The following is a 16,434-nucleotide window of genomic DNA, read 5'->3' on the forward strand; positions in this document are numbered from 1 at the left end:
TCAACCGCTCCTTCCCTCAACGACGTCGGGAGGCACGATGCGCACCACCCGCCTGAGACGACTGGCCGCCGCGGCCACCGTCCTGTTCACCGCCACCGCGGCCCTGCCGGCCGCCGCGGCCGATCGGCCGGACGGTCACGACCGTCCTTCGCACGGCCGGCTGTCGGCCGAGATCCGCTACACCGAGTACGGCATCCCCCATATCGTCGCCAAGGACTACACGTCGCTTGGTTTCGGCACCGGTTGGGCGCAGGCCGCCGACCAGGTGTGCGTCCTCGCCGACGGCTTCCTGACCGTGCGCGGCGAACGCTCCCGGTTCCTCGGGCCGGACGCGGCGACCGACTTCTCGCTGTCGTCCGCGCGGACGAATCTCTCCAGCGATCTGTACTTCCGCGGTGTACGGCAGTCGCGGACCGTCGAGAAGCTGCTCGCGCGGCCCGCGCCGCTCGGGCCGAGCCGCCAGGTCTCGGATCTGCTGCGCGGTTTCGCCTCCGGGTACAACGCGTGGCTGAAGCAGAACCGCGTCACCGACCCAGCCTGCGAGGGGGCCGACTGGGTGCGGCCCGTGACGACGCTGGACGTGGCCGCGCGCTTCTACGCGTTCGCGGTGCTCGGCGGCCAGGGCGGATCCGTGGACGACATCACGGCCGCGCAGCCCCCGACCGGTTCCGCCGCCCGCTCCGGGAGCACCGCACCCGACGCGGACGCGGTGATCCGGGCGGTACGGCAGCGGACCGCCGACGCCGCGATGGGGTCGAACGCGGTGGCGTTCCGGGGCGACACCACGGCGAACGGCCGCGGTCTGCTGCTGGGCAACCCGCACTACCCGTGGCAGGGCGGCCGCCGCTTCTGGCAGGCGCAGCAGACGATTCCCGGTGAACTGAACGTCGCGGGTGGGTCGTTGCTCGGCTCGCCGACGATCTCCATCGGGTACAACGCCCATGTGGCGTGGAGCCACACCGTGTCGACCGGTGTCCCGTTCAATCTGCACCAGCTGACACTGGATCCGGCCGACCCGACCGTCTATCTCGTGGACGGCCGGCGGGAACGGATGAAGAAGCGGACCGTGACGGTCGCGGTCAAGGGCGGCGCCCCGGTGACCCGCACCCAGTGGTGGACCCGGTACGGGCCCGTCGTCGCCGATCCCACCGGCAACCCGCCGCTGCCGTGGACGGCGACCACGGCGTTCGCGCTGCACGACCCGAACGCCGCGAACATGCGGTTCGCCGACACCTCGTTGGGCTTCAGCAAGGCGCGCAGCACGGCCGACGTGCTGAAGTCGCTGTCCCGGCACCAGGGTCTGCCGTGGGTGAACACCATCGCCGCCGACTCCTCTGGGCACTCGCTGTTCAGCCAGTCGCAGGTGCTGCCCCGGATCACCGACGACCTGGCGGCGCGCTGCTCCACCCCGCTGGGCAGGGCGACGTATCCGGCGGCGGGCCTCGCGGTCCTCGACGGTTCGCGCGGTGACTGCGCGCTCGGCCGGGACGCCGACGCCGTCCAGCCGGGGACGTTCGGGCCGGCGCGCATGCCGACCCTGAAGGACGCTCCGTATGTGGAGAACTCCAACGACAGCGCCTGGCTCGCCAACGCCGACCGGCCGCTGACCGGGTACGAGCGGATCTTCGGCACGGTCGGCACCCAGCGTTCGCCGCGTACGCGCGGTGCCGTCGAGGACGTGGCGGCGATGGCGCGCGAGGGCTCGCTGACCGTACGGGACCTGGAGCGGCAGCAGTTCGCGAACCGGGTGCCCGTCGCCGATCTGGCGGCGGACGACGTGGCGACGGCGTGCGCCGCGCTGCCGGGCGGGACGGCGACGGGCGGCGACGGCAAGGCGGTCGACGTGTCGGCGGCCTGCGGGGTACTCGCGGCGTGGGACCGCACCATGGACACCGGCAGCCGTGGCGCCCTGCTGTTCGACCGGTTCTGGCGGAAGTTCAACGCGTCGGTGCCGGCGGCCGAGCGGTGGAAGGTGCCGTTCTCGGCGGCGGACCCGGTGCGCACCCCGAACACCCTCAACACCGGCGCGCCCGGGTTCGCGAGGGCGCTCGCGGACGCGGTGGCCGAGCTGAGGGCGGCGGGCATCGCGCTGGACTCCCGGCTGGGCGAGCACCAGTTCGTCGTACGGAACGGGCAGCGCATCGCCGTTCCGGGCGGCACCGAGCAGCTCGGGGTGTGGAACAAGGTCGAGCCGGTGTGGAATCCGGCGCAGGGCGGCTACACGGAGGTGACGACCGGCTCCAGCCACATCCAGGCGGTGGGCTGGGACGGCAGCCGCTGTCCGGTGGCGCGGACGCTGCTGACGTACGCGCAGTCCTCCAACTCGAAGTCGCCGCACTTCAGCGACCAGACCCGGCTGTTCTCGGGTGAGAAGTGGGTGACGGCGTGGTTCTGCGAGAAGGACGTCCTGGCGTCGCCCGCGCTGCGGATCGTGCGGGTGCGCGAGCGCTGAGCGGTCACGGCCCCGCCGCGCGTCCTCACCGGGCGCGGGGCGGGGCCGTGCCGTCTCATATGGGCATGACCCTTATACGGGCCGGGTCCGGCCCTGCCAGTACGGGTCACGCAACCGCCGTTTGTACAGCTTGCCGTTGGGGTCCCGGGGCATCTCGGGGACGAAGTCCACGCTGCGGGGCCGCTTGTAGCCGGCGAGCCGTTCGGCGCAGTGGGCGAGGACGGCGTCGGCGAGGGCGGGGCCGGGTTCATGGCCGGGGGCCGGTTCGACGACGGCCTTGACCTCCTCGCCCCAGTCGTCGTGCGGGATGCCGAAGGCGGCGGCGTCGGCGACCGCGGGGTGCGAGAGCAGCACGGACTCGATCTCGGCGGGGTAGATGTTGACCCCGCCCGAGATGATCATGTCGATCTTGCGGTCGCGGAGGAAGAGATAGCCCTCCTCGTCGAGGTAGCCGAGGTCGCCGACGGTGAAGAGGTCGCCGACGCGGTTGGCGCGCGTCTTGGCCTCGTCCTTGTGGTAGCTGAAGCCGCCGGTGTCCATCCGCAGGTAGACGGTGCCGAGTTCGCCGGGCGGGAGCCGGTCGCCGTCGTCGTCGAGGACGGCGACCTCGCTGATCGGCCAGGCCCGGCCGACCGTGCCGGGCTTCTTCAGCCAGTCCTCGGCGGTCGCGAAGGTCCCGCCGCCCTCGCTGGCGGCGTAGTACTCCTCGACGCACGGCCCCCACCAGTCGAGCATCGCCCGTTTGACGTGCTCGGGGCAGGGCGCGGCGCCGTGCAGGGCGTGCCGCATGGAGGAGACGTCGTAGCGGGCCCGTGTCTCCTCGGGCAGGGCGAGCAGCCGGTGGAACTGGGTCGGCACCATATGGGTGTGGGTGCAGCGGTGGGTGTCGATGGCGCGGAGCATGTCCTCCGGGGTCCACTTGTCCATCAGCACCAGCCGGTGGCCGATGTGCAGGGACGCGCCCGCGAACTGGAGCACGGCGGTGTGGTAGAGCGGCGAGCACACGAGGTGGACGTCGTCGAAGGACGGCCGGATGCCGAAGATGCCGAGGAAGCCGCCCAGATAGGCCTCCTCGGGGGCCCTGCCGGACAGCGGGCGGCGGATGCCGCGGGGCCGGCCGGTGGTGCCGGAGGTGTAGTTCATCACCCAGCCGAGCGTGCGGTCGGCGGGCGGCGAATCCGGTTGTCCGTCGAGGAGTTCGCGGTACGGCCGGAAGCCCTCGGCGGTGCCGACGGAGTAGCGGTGGGCGGGCGGGAGCCCTGCCTCGTCGGCGGCCTGGTGTGCGGCGGCCGCGTACCGCTCGTGTGCGATGAGCACCTTGGCGCCGGAGTCGGCGACGATCCAGGCGATCTCGGGGCCGACGAGATGGTGGTTGACGGGGACGAGGTAGAAGCCGGCCTGCCCGGCCGCCAGGTAGGCGGTGAGGAACTCGGCGGAGTTGGGGAGGACGACGGCGAAGGCGTCGCCGCGTTCCAGTCCGGCGGCCCGCAGGCCGTGCACGAGGCGGTTGGCGTCGGCGTGCAGCCGCCCGGCGGTCCATGCCTCTCCGTCGGGGGCGACGAGGACGGTGCGGCCGGGTGCGGCGGTGGCCTGGGCCCAGAAGCCGACGGGTGCCGTGTTCCCGGTGGGTGCGGTGGAGGCGCTGGTCATCGGTCGCTCCTGCCGGCGATGCGGTTGATGCGGTCCACGGCCCGTTCGAAGCCGCGGGTGAGGTCGTCGAAGACCTCCTGGACGCTGCGTTCGGCGGTCATCCGGCCGACGATCTGCCCGACCGGGGTGCCGAGGAGCGGTTCCACCTCGTACCGCTGGATGCGGGAGACGGCCTCGGCGACGAGGAGTCCCTGGAGGGGCATGGGCAGCGGGCCGGGGCTGTCCGCGCCGTCCCAGGCGTCGGTCCACTCGGTGCGCAGCTGACGGGCGGGTTTGCCGGTGAGGGCCCGGGAGCGGACCGTGTCGGAGGACGTGGCCGCGAGGAGCTTGCGGGTGAGGGCGGGCGAGTGCAGATCCGCCTCGGTGGTGGTGAGCCACATAGAGCCCAGCCACACACCCTGCGCGCCGAGACTGAGCGCGGCGCACACCTGCTCTCCGCTGCCGATGCCGCCGGCCGCGAGGACGGGCAGCGGATGGACCTCCTCCACGACCTCCGGGGTGAGCACCATGGAGGCGATCTCCCCGGTGTGGCCGCCCGCCTCGTAGCCCTGTGCGACGACGATGTCGATGCCGGCGTCCTTGTGCTTGCGGGCGTGGCGGGCGCTGCCCGCGAGGGCGGCGACGAGCACGCCCCGGTCGTGGGCGCGGGCGACGACGTCCGGGGGCGGGGAGCCGAGGGCGTTGGCGAGCAGCCGGATGGGGTGGCCGAAGGCGACGTCGAGCTGGGCGCGGGCGACCTGTTCCATCCAGCCGGTGATGCGCCAGCCTGCGGCCTCCCCGGCGGGCAGGTCGGGCACGCCGTACTTGGCCAGGGTGTCCTGGACGAACTGCCGGTGCCCGGGCGGGATCATCGCCTCGACGTCGGCCTCGCTGACGCCCTCGACCTTCCGCGCGGGCATCACGACGTCGAGGCCGTAGGGCCGCCCGCCGACGTGGGCGTCGATCCAGTCGAGGTCGCGGGCGAGGTCGTCCGGGGCCGTGTAGCGGACCGCGCCGAGCACCCCGAAACCGCCGGCCCGGCTGATGGCCGCGGCGACGGCGGGGAACGGCGTGAAGCCGAAGACGGCGTGCTCGACTCCCAGAGTGGTGCTCAGCTCCGTCTGCATGGGCGCAGGATGCCGCAGTCGTCCGGACGACGGAAGACCTTTTCTGACACATCGTCAGATCATTGTTCACGGACACACCGTTGACACGGCTCACTTCTGACAGGAAAGTTTCACCCGGCACGGCGATCACGAAAGATACTTTCAGCCGGAACGTGGGAGGACCTCGGTGACGGACGACCAAGCGGGCCTGACGCGACGTCAACTCGGCAGGGGCGTCATGGCCCTGGGCGGCGCGCTCGCGCTCGCTCCTCTCCCGGCGGTGCCCGCGGCCGCGGCGACCGGCCGCGCCGGCACCCTGCGGCGCGGCTCCGCGGAGCGCGCCGGCCTGCTCTCCTCAGCGCTGCGCCGGCTCGTCACCGACGCCGAGACCTTCCTCGGCCCCTCCCCGCAGCACCCCTGGTACGCGGGCGCGGTCCTGCTGGCCGGGCGCGGCACCACCGTCGCCCTGCACGAGCCGGTCGGCATGGCGGTGCGCTACCAGGACTACGACGACAAGACCGACACGGGTGTGGAGTTCCCCGCCGACCAGCGGATACCGATGGCCGAGGACACCGTCTTCGACCTGGCCTCGGTCTCCAAGCTGTTCACCTCGATCCTCGCCGTCCAGCAGATCGAGCGCGGCGCGCTCGGCCTGGAGGCGACGGTCGCCTCCTACCTCCCGGAGTTCGGGCGGGCCGGCAAGCAGGACATCACGATCCGTCAGCTTCTCACCCACACCTCGGGGTTCCGGGCCTGGATCCCGCTCTACAGCGCGCCCACCCACGAGGGGAAGCTCCAGCTCATCTGGGACGAGGCGCCGCTCAACGCGCCGGGCAGCACCTATCTGTACTCCGACCTCAATCTGATCTCCCTCCAGCTCGTCCTGGAGAAGATCACCGGCCGCAGCCTCGACACCCTGCTCCACGACGAGATCACCGGCCCGCTCGGCATGCGCCACACCCGCTACAACCCGCCGGCGTCCTGGAAGCCGCGGATCGCGGCCACCGAGGTCGCCCGCAGACCGTGGTCCGGCCTGGACCGGGGACTGGTGTGGGGCGAGGTGCACGACGAGAACGCCTTCAGCCTCGGTGGCGTCGCGGGGCACGCCGGGGTGTTCTCCACCGCCTGGGACCTCGCGATCCTCGGCCGGACCCTGCTCAACGGCGGCTCCTACGGCCGGGCGCGCGTCCTGGAGCCGGACTCGGTGGAGCTGATGTTCACGGACTTCAACACCGCGTTCCCCGGCGACGAGCACGGCCTCGGCTTCGAGCTCTACCAGCACTGGTACATGGGCGCCATGGCCACCCCGCGCACGGCCGGCCACACCGGCTTCACGGGCACCTCGCTGGTCCTCGACCCGACGACGGACTCCTTCCTCGTCGTGCTCGGCAACTCCGTGCACCCGGTGCGCAGTTGGCGGTCCGGTTCGGCGCCCCGGGTGGCCGCGGCGAACAACATGGCGCGCGCGGTCCCGGTGCGCCCGGCCCACGGACGGACCGCCTGGTTCTCGGGGATGGCCAGCGCCACGACCGCCACGCTCGCGCTGCCCGCCCTCGACACCTCGCGCGGCGGCGCCCGGCTGCGCTGCGCGGTGTGGTGGGACACCGAGCCGGCGGCGGACGTCCTCGCGCTGGAGGCGTCCACGGACGAGGGCGCCACCTGGTGGCCGCTGCCCTTCACGACCACCCGCAAGGGCGACGGGACCGAGGAGCACCCGGCCGGCACGGTATCCGGCTGGTCCGGCCGGGCCTGGCACCGGCTGACCGCGCCGCTGCCCACCGACCCGGCCCTGCGGGTGCGCTGGCGCTACACCACCGACCGGCTCTATGTGGGCCGGGGCGCGTATGTGGACGGGCTGCGGGTCGAGAGGTCGCACCGGGTCCTGTTCGACGAGTCCCGCCCGGCCGACGCCGCACGGCTGACCGCCACCGGCTGGACGGCCTCCGCGGACTGACGCGCCGTCACGACCCGTCGCCGGCCTCCAGCACGGCCATCGCCGCGTTGTGCCCCGGCACACCGCTCACCCCTCCCCCGCGCACAGCGCCCGCCCCGCACAGCAGGACGTTCGCGTGGCGGGTCTCCACACCCCAGCGCCCGGTGGACTCGCCGGCGTACGGCCAGGACAGTTCCCGGTGGAAGATGTTCCCGCCGGGCAGCCGCAGGTCGCGCTCCAGGTCGAGGGGCGTCTTCGCCTCGATGCAGGGGCGCCCGTCCGCGTCGGTCGCCAGGCAGTCGGCGAGCGGTTCGGCGAGATGGGCGTCCAGCTGGGCCAGCGTCGACGTCAGCAACTCCTCGCGGACCGCGTCGTTGTCCTTCTCGAACAGCCGCGCGGGCGTGTGCAGGCCGAACAGGGTGAGCGTCTGGTAGCCCTTCTCGACGAGGTCGGGGCCGAGGATCGTCGCGTCGGTCAGCGAGTGGCAGTAGATCTCGGACGGCGGCGCGGCGGGGAGCTGCCCGGCGGCCGCTTGGGCGTGGGCCGCGGCCAGTTGCTCGTAGCCCTCCGCGATGTGGAAGGTGCCGGCGAACGCCTCACGGGGGTCGACGGAGGTGTCGCGCAGCCGCGGCAGCCGCTTCAGCAGCATGTTCACCTTGAGCTGGGCGCCCTCGGCGGGCTCCGGGGCCGGGTCCCCGGTGAGGGCGGCCAGCTCCTGCGGGGAGGCGTTCACCAGGACGTGGCGGGCGGTGGCGACGCCCTCGCCGTCCGCGGTGCGGTAGGTGACCTCGGCGGTGCGGCCGTCGGTGTCGATGCGCACGGCCTCGTGGCCGGTGACCAGGACGGCGCCGGCCGCGCGGGCCGCCTCGGCGAGGGCGTCGGTGAGCGCGCCCATGCCGCCGACGGGGACGTCCCAGTCGCCGGTGCCGCCGCCGATCACGTGGTACAGGAAGCAGCGGTTCTGCCGCAGGGACGGGTCGTGGGCGTCGGCGAACGTGCCGATCAGGGCGTCCGTGAGGACGACGCCCCGCACCAGGTCGTCCTGGAAGCGTTCCTCGATGGCGACGCCGACCGGCTCCTCGAACAGGGCCCGCCAGGCGTCGTCGTCGGCCACACGCCGGCGCAGCTCGTCCCGGGTCGGCAGGGGTTCGGTGAGGGTCGGGAACACCCGCCGGGCGACCTCGCCGGTCATGCCGTAGAAGCGCTGCCACGCCTCGTACTCGCGCTCGCCACCGGTCAGCCGGGCGAACGCCTCCCGGGTGCGCTCCGGTCCGCCGCCGACCAGCAGCCCGGTCGGCCGCCCGTCCCGGTCCACCGGCGTGTACGAGGAGACGTCGCGCTTGCGGACCTGGAAGCTCAGCCCGAGATCGTGGACGATCTTGTCGGGCAGCAGGCTGACCAGGTACGAGTAGCGCGAGAGCCGGGCGTCGACCCCGGCGAAGGGGCGCGTGGACACGGCCGCCCCGCCCGTGTGGTCCAGCCGCTCCAGCACCAGCACGGACCGGCCGGCCCGGGCCAGATAGGCGGCGGCGACGAGGCCGTTGTGACCTCCGCCGACGATGACGGCGTCGTACGTACGGTGTCCGGGGCGTGCGTCGTGTACGGGCATGGTCCTTGGTAACACGGGGTGATCCACTGCGGCCAGGGCTGGGAGGGTCTCCCGCCGATCATGCCGGATCAGCGAGACGCCCCCTGGCGAGCGCCCGGGTCAGCGGCCCTCGGAGACGCTCTGCCGTCGCAGCAGCGCCACCCGGCGGTACAGCTCCGCCGCCTCCGCGACATGCCCGAGCTGTTCCAGGCAGTGGGCCTCGTCGGTGCGGCTGGCGAGGGTGTCGGGGTGATCCGCGCCCAGGACCCGTTCGCGGGCGTCGGCCACCCGACGGTACTCGGACAGGGCGTCCGGCCAGCGGCCCAGCCAGCCCAGGCCGACGGCGACCTCACGGCGGCTGACCAGGGTGTCGGGGTGATCCGCGCCGAGGACGCGCTCGCGGATCGCGCACACGTCGCGGGCCTCGGCGAGCGCCTCCTCCCAGCGGCCCAGCCGGCCGAGGTTGACGCCGAGGCCGTGGCGGGCCCGCAGGGTCTCCGGGTGGGCGGGGCCGTGCACCCGGGTGCGGTCGTCGACGAGGGCACGGTAGAGCTGGAGTGCCTCCGCGCTGCGGCCGAGGCGGCCGAGGCTGATCCCGACCTCGTAGCGGGCGGCGAGAGTGTCGGGGTGGTCGGGGCCGAGGGCGTGGGCGCGGGCGTCGGCGACCTCGCGGTAGGTCTCCAGCGCCTCCTCCCAGCGCCCCAACTGGCCCAGCGCGTACGCCACCTCGTAGCGGGTGACCAGGGTGTCGGGGTGGAGCGGGCCGAGGACGCGGGCACGGGCTGCGGCCACCTCCTCGGCCATGCGGTGGGAGTCCTCCGGTCGGCCGAGTCGGCTGAGGTTGAAGGCGAGGTTGTGGCGGCAGCGCAGGGTGTCGGGGTGGTCGGCGCCCATCGCGCGCTCCCGGTCGGCCAGCACCGAGGTGTAGACCTGGTGTGCGTCGAGGTGCCGGCCCAACTGACCGAGGACGTAGGCCATCTCCTGGCGTGCGGCGAGCGTCTCGGGGTGGTCGGGGCCGAGCGCGAGGCTGCGGGCGCGGGCGACGTGCTTGTACTCGCGCAGCGCGTCGGCGGCGCGGCCGGTGCGGCTGAGGGCGAAGGCGAGTTCGTAGCGGCTGGCGAGGGTGTCGGGGTGGTCGGGGCCGAGGAGGCGTTCGCGTTCGGCGGTCACCGTCCGGTGCACCTCGCGGGCCTCCGACCAGCGGCCCATGCGGCCGAGGCCGAGCCCGGCGTTGTGCCGTCCGGCCAGCGCGGTGAGCGTGGCGGCCGTGGGGGCGGTGCCGGAAGGCCGGGGGATCCATTCGCCGCTGAGTCCGGCGGCGGCGTCGGGGGGTGTGGTGCGCAGGCCGGCGCCGGTGGCCTTGTGGCCGGTGGTCATGCCCCGGGTCCAGGACGGCAGGCGCGGGGATCGGCCAGCGGGCCGTGCGGGCGCGGTCCCGGGCCGCTCGGTCACCACGGTGGGCACGTACTCCGGGGTCGTCCGGCCGAGGCCGATCCGGCGGACCAGTTCACGGCCGTCGTCCGGGCGTTCCTCGGGGCGCTTGGCGAGCAGATCCAGGATGACCTTCTCCAAATACTCGGGCAGGTCGGCGCGGTGGCTGCGCGGGGGGCGGGGCGGGGTGTCGCGGTGCCCGACGAGGACCGCCCAGGGGTCGTCGAGGTCGAACGGCGGGACGCCGGTGGCGATCTCGTACAGGACGCAGCCCAGGGAGTACAGGTCGCTGCGCCGGTCGACCTCCTCGCCGCCGATCTGCTCCGGCGACATGTAGTGGGGGGTGCCCATGGCGACCCCCGTGCCGGTGAGCCGGGAGGTGAACCCGATGTCGTGGGCGAGGCGCGCTATGCCGAAGTCGCAGATCTTCACGGTGCCGTCGGCGAGCCGCATGATGTTCGCCGGTTTCAGATCGCGGTGCACGATGCCCTGCTGATGGGTGTAGGCGAGGGCGGCGGCGACCTGCTCGGCGATGTCGACGACGTCCGCGACGGGCAGCGGGTGGTGCCGGTTGTCCTCCAGGAGCTGGCTGAGGTTGCGGCCCTCCAGCAGCTCCATCACGAGGAACAGCACCCCGTCGGACTCGCCGAAGTCATGGACGACCGTCACCCCGCGGTGCTGGAGCGCGGCCGCCACCCGGGCCTCGCGGCGGAACCGCTCGCGCAGGACCCGCATGAACGACGTGTCGTGGTGCGGCCCCAGCGGCTTGAGGCACTTGACGGCGACCTGCCGGCCCAGCGACTCGTCGCGGGCCCGCCACACCTCGCCCATACCGCCCCGCCCGATCGGATCGAGCAGCCGGTACCGCCCCTGGATCAGCCTGCTTTCCCCCATCTGCCGCGCTCGCCCCCCGTGTGGTCCGCCCTCCCGGCTCGTCCAGTATGGCGAGCTATCGTCCGAGTTTGTACGGTGCCGGGCGGGCACCGGGGCCGAGGCGGTCCATGGCACGCAGGATGTGTTTGGGCGGCAGTTGCCAGCGCAGACGTGCGGGAACACAGCGCAGCGCGGTGCCGGTGGCACGCAATCGCCGGGTGACGACGGCGGGTCGCGGGACCGGTCTTCCGTACAGTTCGTGGGCGTACGGCGGCAGAGCGGCGTACGCCAGCCGGGACACGCGCCGCCACAGCACCTCGCGCGCCGGGACGAGGAAGGGGTGCGTCGGCGGACGGAGCAGGAAGTCCTCCACGACGCGTGCCTCGGGCCCGCAGGACAGCTCGGGCCGCACCCGCTCGAAGTACGCCGCCATCTCCTTGCGGTCGCCGGGTACGGCGTCGGGGTCGAGGCCCACCAGACGGGCGCTGACCCGGTGTTCGGCGATGTAGCGGTCGGCCTGGGCGTCGGTGAGCGCGAACCCGGAGCGGCGCGCGACCTGGAGGTAGGAGTCGATCTCGGCGCAGTGCACCCACAGCAGCAGCGCGGGTTCGTCGACGCCGTACCGCTCGCCGGTGCCGGGGTCGGTGGCGCCCAGCATCCGGTGGATCTTCCGGACCCGGGCGCCGGCCTTCTCGGCGGCCTCGGTGGTGCCGTAGGTGATGGTGCCGACGAAGTCGGCGGTGCGCAGCAGCCGGCCCCAGGCGTCCCGCCGGAAGTCGGAGTTCTGCAGGACCCCGCGCAGGGCGCGCGGGTGCAGTGCCTGGAGGTAGAGGGCGCGGATCCCGGCGACCCACATCATGGGGTCGCCGTGCATCTGCCAGGTGACCGAGTGCGGGGTGAACAGCCCGGGATCGCCCATACCGGCAGGCTACCGGCGCACCCGCGGCATCCCCAGCCCGATCCAGGCGATGATCTCGCGCTGGATCTCGTTGTTGCCGCCGCCGAAGGTGAAGATGACCGCCGAGCGGTAGCCGCGTTCCAGTTCGCCCTTCAGGACCGCGCCCGCCGAGCCCTCCTTCAGGGCGCCGGGCGCGGCGACGACCTCCATCAGCCAGGCGTAGGCGTCGCGGCGGGCCTCGGAGCCGTAGACCTTGACGGCGGAGGCGTCCTGCGGGGTGAGGCTGCCGTCCTCGACGGCGCTGACCATCTTCCAGTTCAGCAGTCTGAGGGCGTCGAGCCGGGTGTGGGTCTGGGCGAGGCGGCGGCGCACCCAGGGCAGGTCGATCACCCGGCGGCCGTCGGCGAGCTTGGTCTCCATGGCCCAGTGCTGGACGTCGTGCAGGGCGCGGACGGCCATGGTGCCGTGGGCGGCGAGGGTGACGCGCTCGTGGTTGAGCTGGTTGGTGATCAGGCGCCAGCCCTGGTTCTCCTCGCCGACGCGGCGGGAGACGGGGACGCGGATGTTCTCGTAGTGGCTGGCCGTGGTGTCGTGGGAGGCGAGGGTGTGGATGAGGGTGCAGGAGTAGCCGGGGTCGGTGGTCGGCACCAGGAGCATGGTGATGCCCTTGTGCGGCGGGGCGTCCGGGTCGGTGCGCACCGCGAGCCACACCCAGTCGGCGGTGTCGCCGTTGGTCGTCCAGATCTTCTGCCCGTTCACGACGTAGTGGTCGCCGTCGCGGACCGCGCGGGTGCGTAACGCGGCGAGGTCGGTGCCGGCCTCGGGTTCGCTGTAGCCGATGGCGAAGTCGATGTCCCCGGAGAGGATCCTCGGCAGGAAGTACGCCTTCTGCTCATCGGTGCCGTACTGCATGATCGTCGGCCCGACGGTGTTGAGCGCCATCAGCGGCAGGGGGACGCCGGCCTGGGCGGCCTCGTCGAAGAAGACGAACTGCTCGACGGCGGTCAGTCCGCGTCCGCCGTACTCCTCGGGCCAGCCGACGCCGAGCCAGCCGTCCGCGCCGAGCCGCCGGATCGTGGCGCGGTAGTGCCGTTTCTGGGCGGCGTGGTCGCCGGGCGGGACGGGGGTGTCCGGCACCAACGTCGCGAAGTAGGCGCGCAGTTCGCTGCGCAGCCGCTGCTGCTCGGGCGTGTATGCGAGGTGCACGGCGCCTCCAGGCTCCCAGGGCTGGTCCTGTCGGCGCACACCGTAGAACGTGTTCCAGAAATTGGGAATGGCGAGGAGGGTCCGCGATCCGCGCGGGGGGGGGGATCGGCGGGGCCGGTGTCAGTCGAGCAGCGTCATGAAGTCGGTGCAGGCCCGGGCGCACGCACGGCAGGCCCGCGCGGTCTCCTCCGCCTCCGGGTGCCGCTCGAACACCTGCGCGCTCTCCAGACAGACCGTCCGGGTCCACTCCAGCTGCATCCGCAGCGTGTCCTCGGCGTCCTTGTCGAAGGGACCCTGGTCGGACAGCATCCGGCAGGTCGCGTCGCAGACCTCGGCGCACAGGATGCCCTTGCGGCGCAGCAGTTCGTGGTCCTCGGCCCCGTTCGGGTCGACGAGGCTGGCGCGCAGGGCGCACGCCCGGGCGCACTCCGTGCAGGCCTGGGCACAGGTGAAGCGGTCCTCCAGGAACCGGACGAGTTCCTGCTGCGATGCCGTCGATGTCACGTGGGCCGGGTAGCCCCGGCCGCCCGGCGTCAAACCCGCGCCCCGCGGCCGGCGCCGGGCGGGTTCACCCGGGAGTTCGGGGGTACCCGCCCGGCCATGAACATCGCATCGACGGACATCGCCGCAGAAGGTGCCCTGGGTATCGGACTGGCCGTGGTCGGCCTGGTCCTCGTGGCGCTGCTGATCGGCGCCTTCGCCCTGGGTGTGCGCTCCAAGCGCAGGGAGCCGCCCCGCCCGCGCCCCGAGGAGCAGCCGAGGCTGCCCGCGGAGGGCGCGGTCCACGAGATCCGCGAGCACCGTGAGCCCGACGAGGTGCCCCGCGGCGACGAGCGGCTGAGCCCGCACGAGATGCCGGGTGGCGGCAACGTCTCCTCCCGCGGCAGCTCGTTCAAGGGGCGCCGCCGCTGGGACGAGGGCCGCAGCGGCTCGTTCGGCAGCGGCGGCTCGGGCTGACGCCCGTCCCGACCCCGCCGGGCGCCCACCGGTCCGTCGACGCAGTCGTCCACAGGGAAGTGAGCACCATGTCCGACCGTTCCCACCACGCACTGCCGTTGCCCGACTACGACCATCTGCCGCTCGGCGGTCTGCGCAGCCGGGTGCGGTCGCTGACCGCCGGTGAGGTGGAGGAGCTGCTCGCCTACGAGCACTCCCACGGCGACCGCCTCCCGGTGACGGAGCTGCTGGACGCCCGGCTCGACCAGCTGCACTCCGGCGCCGAGCCGACCTCGGGCGATCCGGGCGCCCTGCGGCCCGAGAGCGGTGGGCGCCGCGCCGGCTCCCCGGTGTCGCCCGCGACCTCGCCGCAGCCCTTCGGCCCGCCGCCGCACGGCACCCCGGACCAGCGGGGCCGCCCGAAGGGCGACCGCACGTCGTAACGAACCGTCGCAGGGCGCGGATCCCGGGAGTGCCCGGGGTCCGCGCCGTCGTCGTGCACCGCACCGGCCGCATCCGGCGTGCGCCCGGCGGGCTCGCTCAGTACGGTGCAGTTCCGGTGTCCGGGATCGGGTAGTGGGGAGACGCCATGTCCGGCGACAAGACGGGGAAGCTGCCGCGCAAGACGTACGAGAAGGAGCTGCTGCGGCTGCAGACGGAGCTGGTGAAGCTCCAGGAGTGGGTGCGCGCGGAGGGGGCCCGGCTGGTCGTGGTCTTCGAGGGCCGGGACGCCGCGGGCAAGGGGGGCACGATCAAGCGCGTCACGGAGCATCTCAATCCCCGGGTGGCCCGGATCGCGGCGCTGCCCCGGCCGACCGAGCGCCAGCGCACCCAGTGGTACTTCCAGCGGTACATCGAGCATCTGCCGGCCGCCGGCGAGATCGTGCTGTTCGACCGCAGCTGGTACAACCGCGCGGGCGTCGAGCACGTCATGGGGTTCTGCACCAAGCAGGAGTACGAGCTGTTCCTGCGGCAGTGCCCGCAGTTCGAGCGGATGCTCGTGGAGGACGGCATTCTGCTGCGCAAGTACTGGTTCTCGGTGAGCGACGAGGAGCAGCAGGACCGGTTCCGGCGGCGTCTTCAGGACCCGCTGCGCCGCTGGAAGCTGTCCCCGATGGACCTGGAGTCGATCACCCGCTGGGAGGACTACTCGCGGGCCAAGGACGAGATGATGGTCCACACCGACATCACCGAGGCCCCCTGGTACGTCGTCGAGAGCGACGACAAGCGCCGGGCCCGGGTGAACATGATCGCCCACCTGCTGGACTCCGTGCCCTACGACGACGTCCCGCCGCCGGTCATCGAGCTGCCCGAGCGGCCGGAGTCGACCGGCTACCAGCGCCCGCCCCGCGAGCTGCGCACCTACGTCCCGGACCACGCGGCCCGTCTCTGAGCCCCGGCGTCAGGTCGGGCGGGCGCGGACGACGGCGACCGGGCACGGCGCGTGGTGCAGGACGGCCTGGCTGACCGAGCCCAGGAGCAGCCCGGCGAACCCGCCCCGGCCGCGGGCGCCGACCACGAGGAGCCCGGCGTCCGCGCCGGCCTCGATCAGGGTGTGCCGGACCCGGCCGCGCACCAGCCGGCGCTCCACGGGCACGTCCGGGTACCGGTCGCCGAGCCCGCCGAGGGCCTCGGCGAGCACCCGCTCCTCCTCGTCGCGCAGCCGCCCCTCGTCGTAGGTGACGAACGGCGGGTCGGCCGGTGAGGCGTAGGCCCGCTCGGTCCGGGTGCTCCACACGTGCACTGCCACCAGGGGTCTGCCGTGCCGGGACGCCTGCGAGAAGGCGAACTCGACGGCGCCCCGGGCGGCGGGCGAGCCGTCGACGGCGAGCAGGACCGGCCCGGACGGATGCGGATCGTCGCGCATCACCAGGACCGGGCAGGAGGCGTGCGCGGCGAGGTGCCCGGTGGTGGACCCCACCCGCAGGGCGCCGAAGCGGCCCTGGCCGCGGCTGCCGAGGACCAGCAGGGACGCGGTGCGCGACTCGATCTCCAGCACCTCCACGGGGTCGCCGACGACGACCTCGTGCTCGACGGGGACACCGGGGGCGGTGGCGCGGGCCCGCTGTTCGGCCTCGCCGAGCGTGCCGTCGATGAGCTGGGGCACCCCGGCCGCCGAGGACGGCTCCCAGGGGCGGCCGCCGGCCGGTATGTGTGCGGGCGGCCGGCCGAAGGCATGCACCACGCGCAGGCCCACGCCGTGCGCGCGGGCCTCGCGGGCGGCGGCCTCCACCGCCGCGAGGCTCGACGGCGAGCCGTCCACGCCCACCACCACCGGGCCGGCACCGTCCATCGTGTTCCCCTTTCCGGCTGAAGGCCGCGAGGCCGCGGCACCGGCCGTACGGGCTCCGGGCCGCTCCCCCGTCCTTCCAGGGTCGCCCC

General features: G+C 73.5%; 13 protein-coding genes. 5 read left to right on the forward strand and 8 right to left on the reverse strand.

Annotated features, from left to right (window positions below; translation table 11 throughout):
* Positions 1-37: 37 nt before the first annotated feature.
* A complete protein-coding gene (locus tag KBY32_RS07520; RefSeq protein ID WP_210979326.1) occupies positions 38-2,452 on the forward strand; it encodes a penicillin acylase family protein in 2,415 nt (804 codons plus the stop codon).
* Between the two features lie 72 nt (positions 2,453-2,524).
* Here KBY32_RS07520 and KBY32_RS07525 read toward each other — a convergent pair whose 3' ends face one another.
* Positions 2,525-4,102, reverse strand: coding sequence for an acyl-CoA synthetase (locus KBY32_RS07525; RefSeq protein WP_210979327.1), 1,578 nt, complete (start codon positions 4,100-4,102; stop codon positions 2,525-2,527).
* Positions 4,099-5,208, reverse strand: coding sequence for a nitronate monooxygenase family protein (locus tag KBY32_RS07530; protein WP_210979328.1), 1,110 nt, complete (start codon positions 5,206-5,208; stop codon positions 4,099-4,101). The genes KBY32_RS07525 and KBY32_RS07530 overlap by 4 nt, the downstream gene beginning before the upstream one ends.
* 217 nt (positions 5,209-5,425) lie before the next feature.
* Between KBY32_RS07530 and KBY32_RS07535 the strand changes: the two genes are divergently transcribed.
* Complete coding sequence (locus KBY32_RS07535; RefSeq protein WP_210979519.1) at positions 5,426-7,141, forward strand: serine hydrolase domain-containing protein; 1,716 nt, start codon at positions 5,426-5,428, stop codon at positions 7,139-7,141.
* Positions 7,142-7,148: 7 nt separating this feature from the next.
* Here KBY32_RS07535 and KBY32_RS07540 read toward each other — a convergent pair whose 3' ends face one another.
* The 5 genes from KBY32_RS07540 to KBY32_RS07560 form a co-directional block, all read right to left on the reverse strand.
* The gene (locus tag KBY32_RS07540) at positions 7,149-8,729 is read right to left on the reverse strand and encodes an NAD(P)/FAD-dependent oxidoreductase (RefSeq protein WP_210979329.1); all 1,581 of its coding nucleotides are present in this window, start codon (positions 8,727-8,729) and stop codon (positions 7,149-7,151) included.
* 99 nt (positions 8,730-8,828) lie between these two features.
* Positions 8,829-11,033 carry a serine/threonine-protein kinase gene (locus tag KBY32_RS07545; RefSeq protein WP_210979330.1) on the reverse strand — a complete coding sequence of 735 codons (2,205 nt, stop codon included), beginning with the start codon at positions 11,031-11,033 and terminating at the stop codon, positions 8,829-8,831.
* A gap of 55 nt (positions 11,034-11,088) precedes the next feature.
* A complete protein-coding gene (locus KBY32_RS07550; protein WP_210979331.1) occupies positions 11,089-11,931 on the reverse strand; it encodes an oxygenase MpaB family protein in 843 nt (280 codons plus the stop codon).
* A 9-nt stretch (positions 11,932-11,940) separates the two neighbouring features.
* The gene (locus KBY32_RS07555) at positions 11,941-13,116 is read right to left on the reverse strand and encodes an acyl-CoA dehydrogenase family protein (protein ID WP_055619689.1); all 1,176 of its coding nucleotides are present in this window, start codon (positions 13,114-13,116) and stop codon (positions 11,941-11,943) included.
* Positions 13,117-13,236: 120 nt separating this feature from the next.
* A complete protein-coding gene (locus KBY32_RS07560) occupies positions 13,237-13,620 on the reverse strand; it encodes a ferredoxin (protein WP_210979332.1) in 384 nt (127 codons plus the stop codon).
* 96 nt (positions 13,621-13,716) lie between these two features.
* Here KBY32_RS07560 and KBY32_RS07565 point away from each other — a divergent pair, with 96 nt between their 5' ends.
* The 3 genes from KBY32_RS07565 (at position 13,717) to ppk2 (ending at position 15,445) form a co-directional block, all read left to right on the forward strand.
* The gene (locus KBY32_RS07565) at positions 13,717-14,073 is read left to right on the forward strand and encodes a DUF6479 family protein (RefSeq protein WP_055619688.1); all 357 of its coding nucleotides are present in this window, start codon (positions 13,717-13,719) and stop codon (positions 14,071-14,073) included.
* A 68-nt stretch (positions 14,074-14,141) separates the two neighbouring features.
* Complete coding sequence (locus KBY32_RS07570; RefSeq protein WP_115505840.1) at positions 14,142-14,495, forward strand: hypothetical protein; 354 nt, start codon at positions 14,142-14,144, stop codon at positions 14,493-14,495.
* Between the two features lie 146 nt (positions 14,496-14,641).
* Positions 14,642-15,445, forward strand: coding sequence for a polyphosphate kinase 2 (gene ppk2, locus KBY32_RS07575; RefSeq protein ID WP_210979333.1), 804 nt, complete (start codon positions 14,642-14,644; stop codon positions 15,443-15,445).
* Positions 15,446-15,454: 9 nt separating this feature from the next.
* On the opposite strand, the gene KBY32_RS07580 is transcribed toward ppk2, so the two are convergent.
* On the reverse strand, positions 15,455-16,345 hold the full coding sequence (locus KBY32_RS07580; protein ID WP_210979334.1) for a universal stress protein: 891 nt from the start codon (positions 16,343-16,345) through the stop codon (positions 15,455-15,457).
* Between the last annotated feature and the right edge of the window lie 89 nt (positions 16,346-16,434).

It is taken from the genome of Streptomyces sp. RK62, assembly GCF_018070255.1.
Taxonomy (GTDB): Bacteria; Actinomycetota; Actinomycetes; order Streptomycetales; family Streptomycetaceae; genus Streptomyces; species Streptomyces nigra.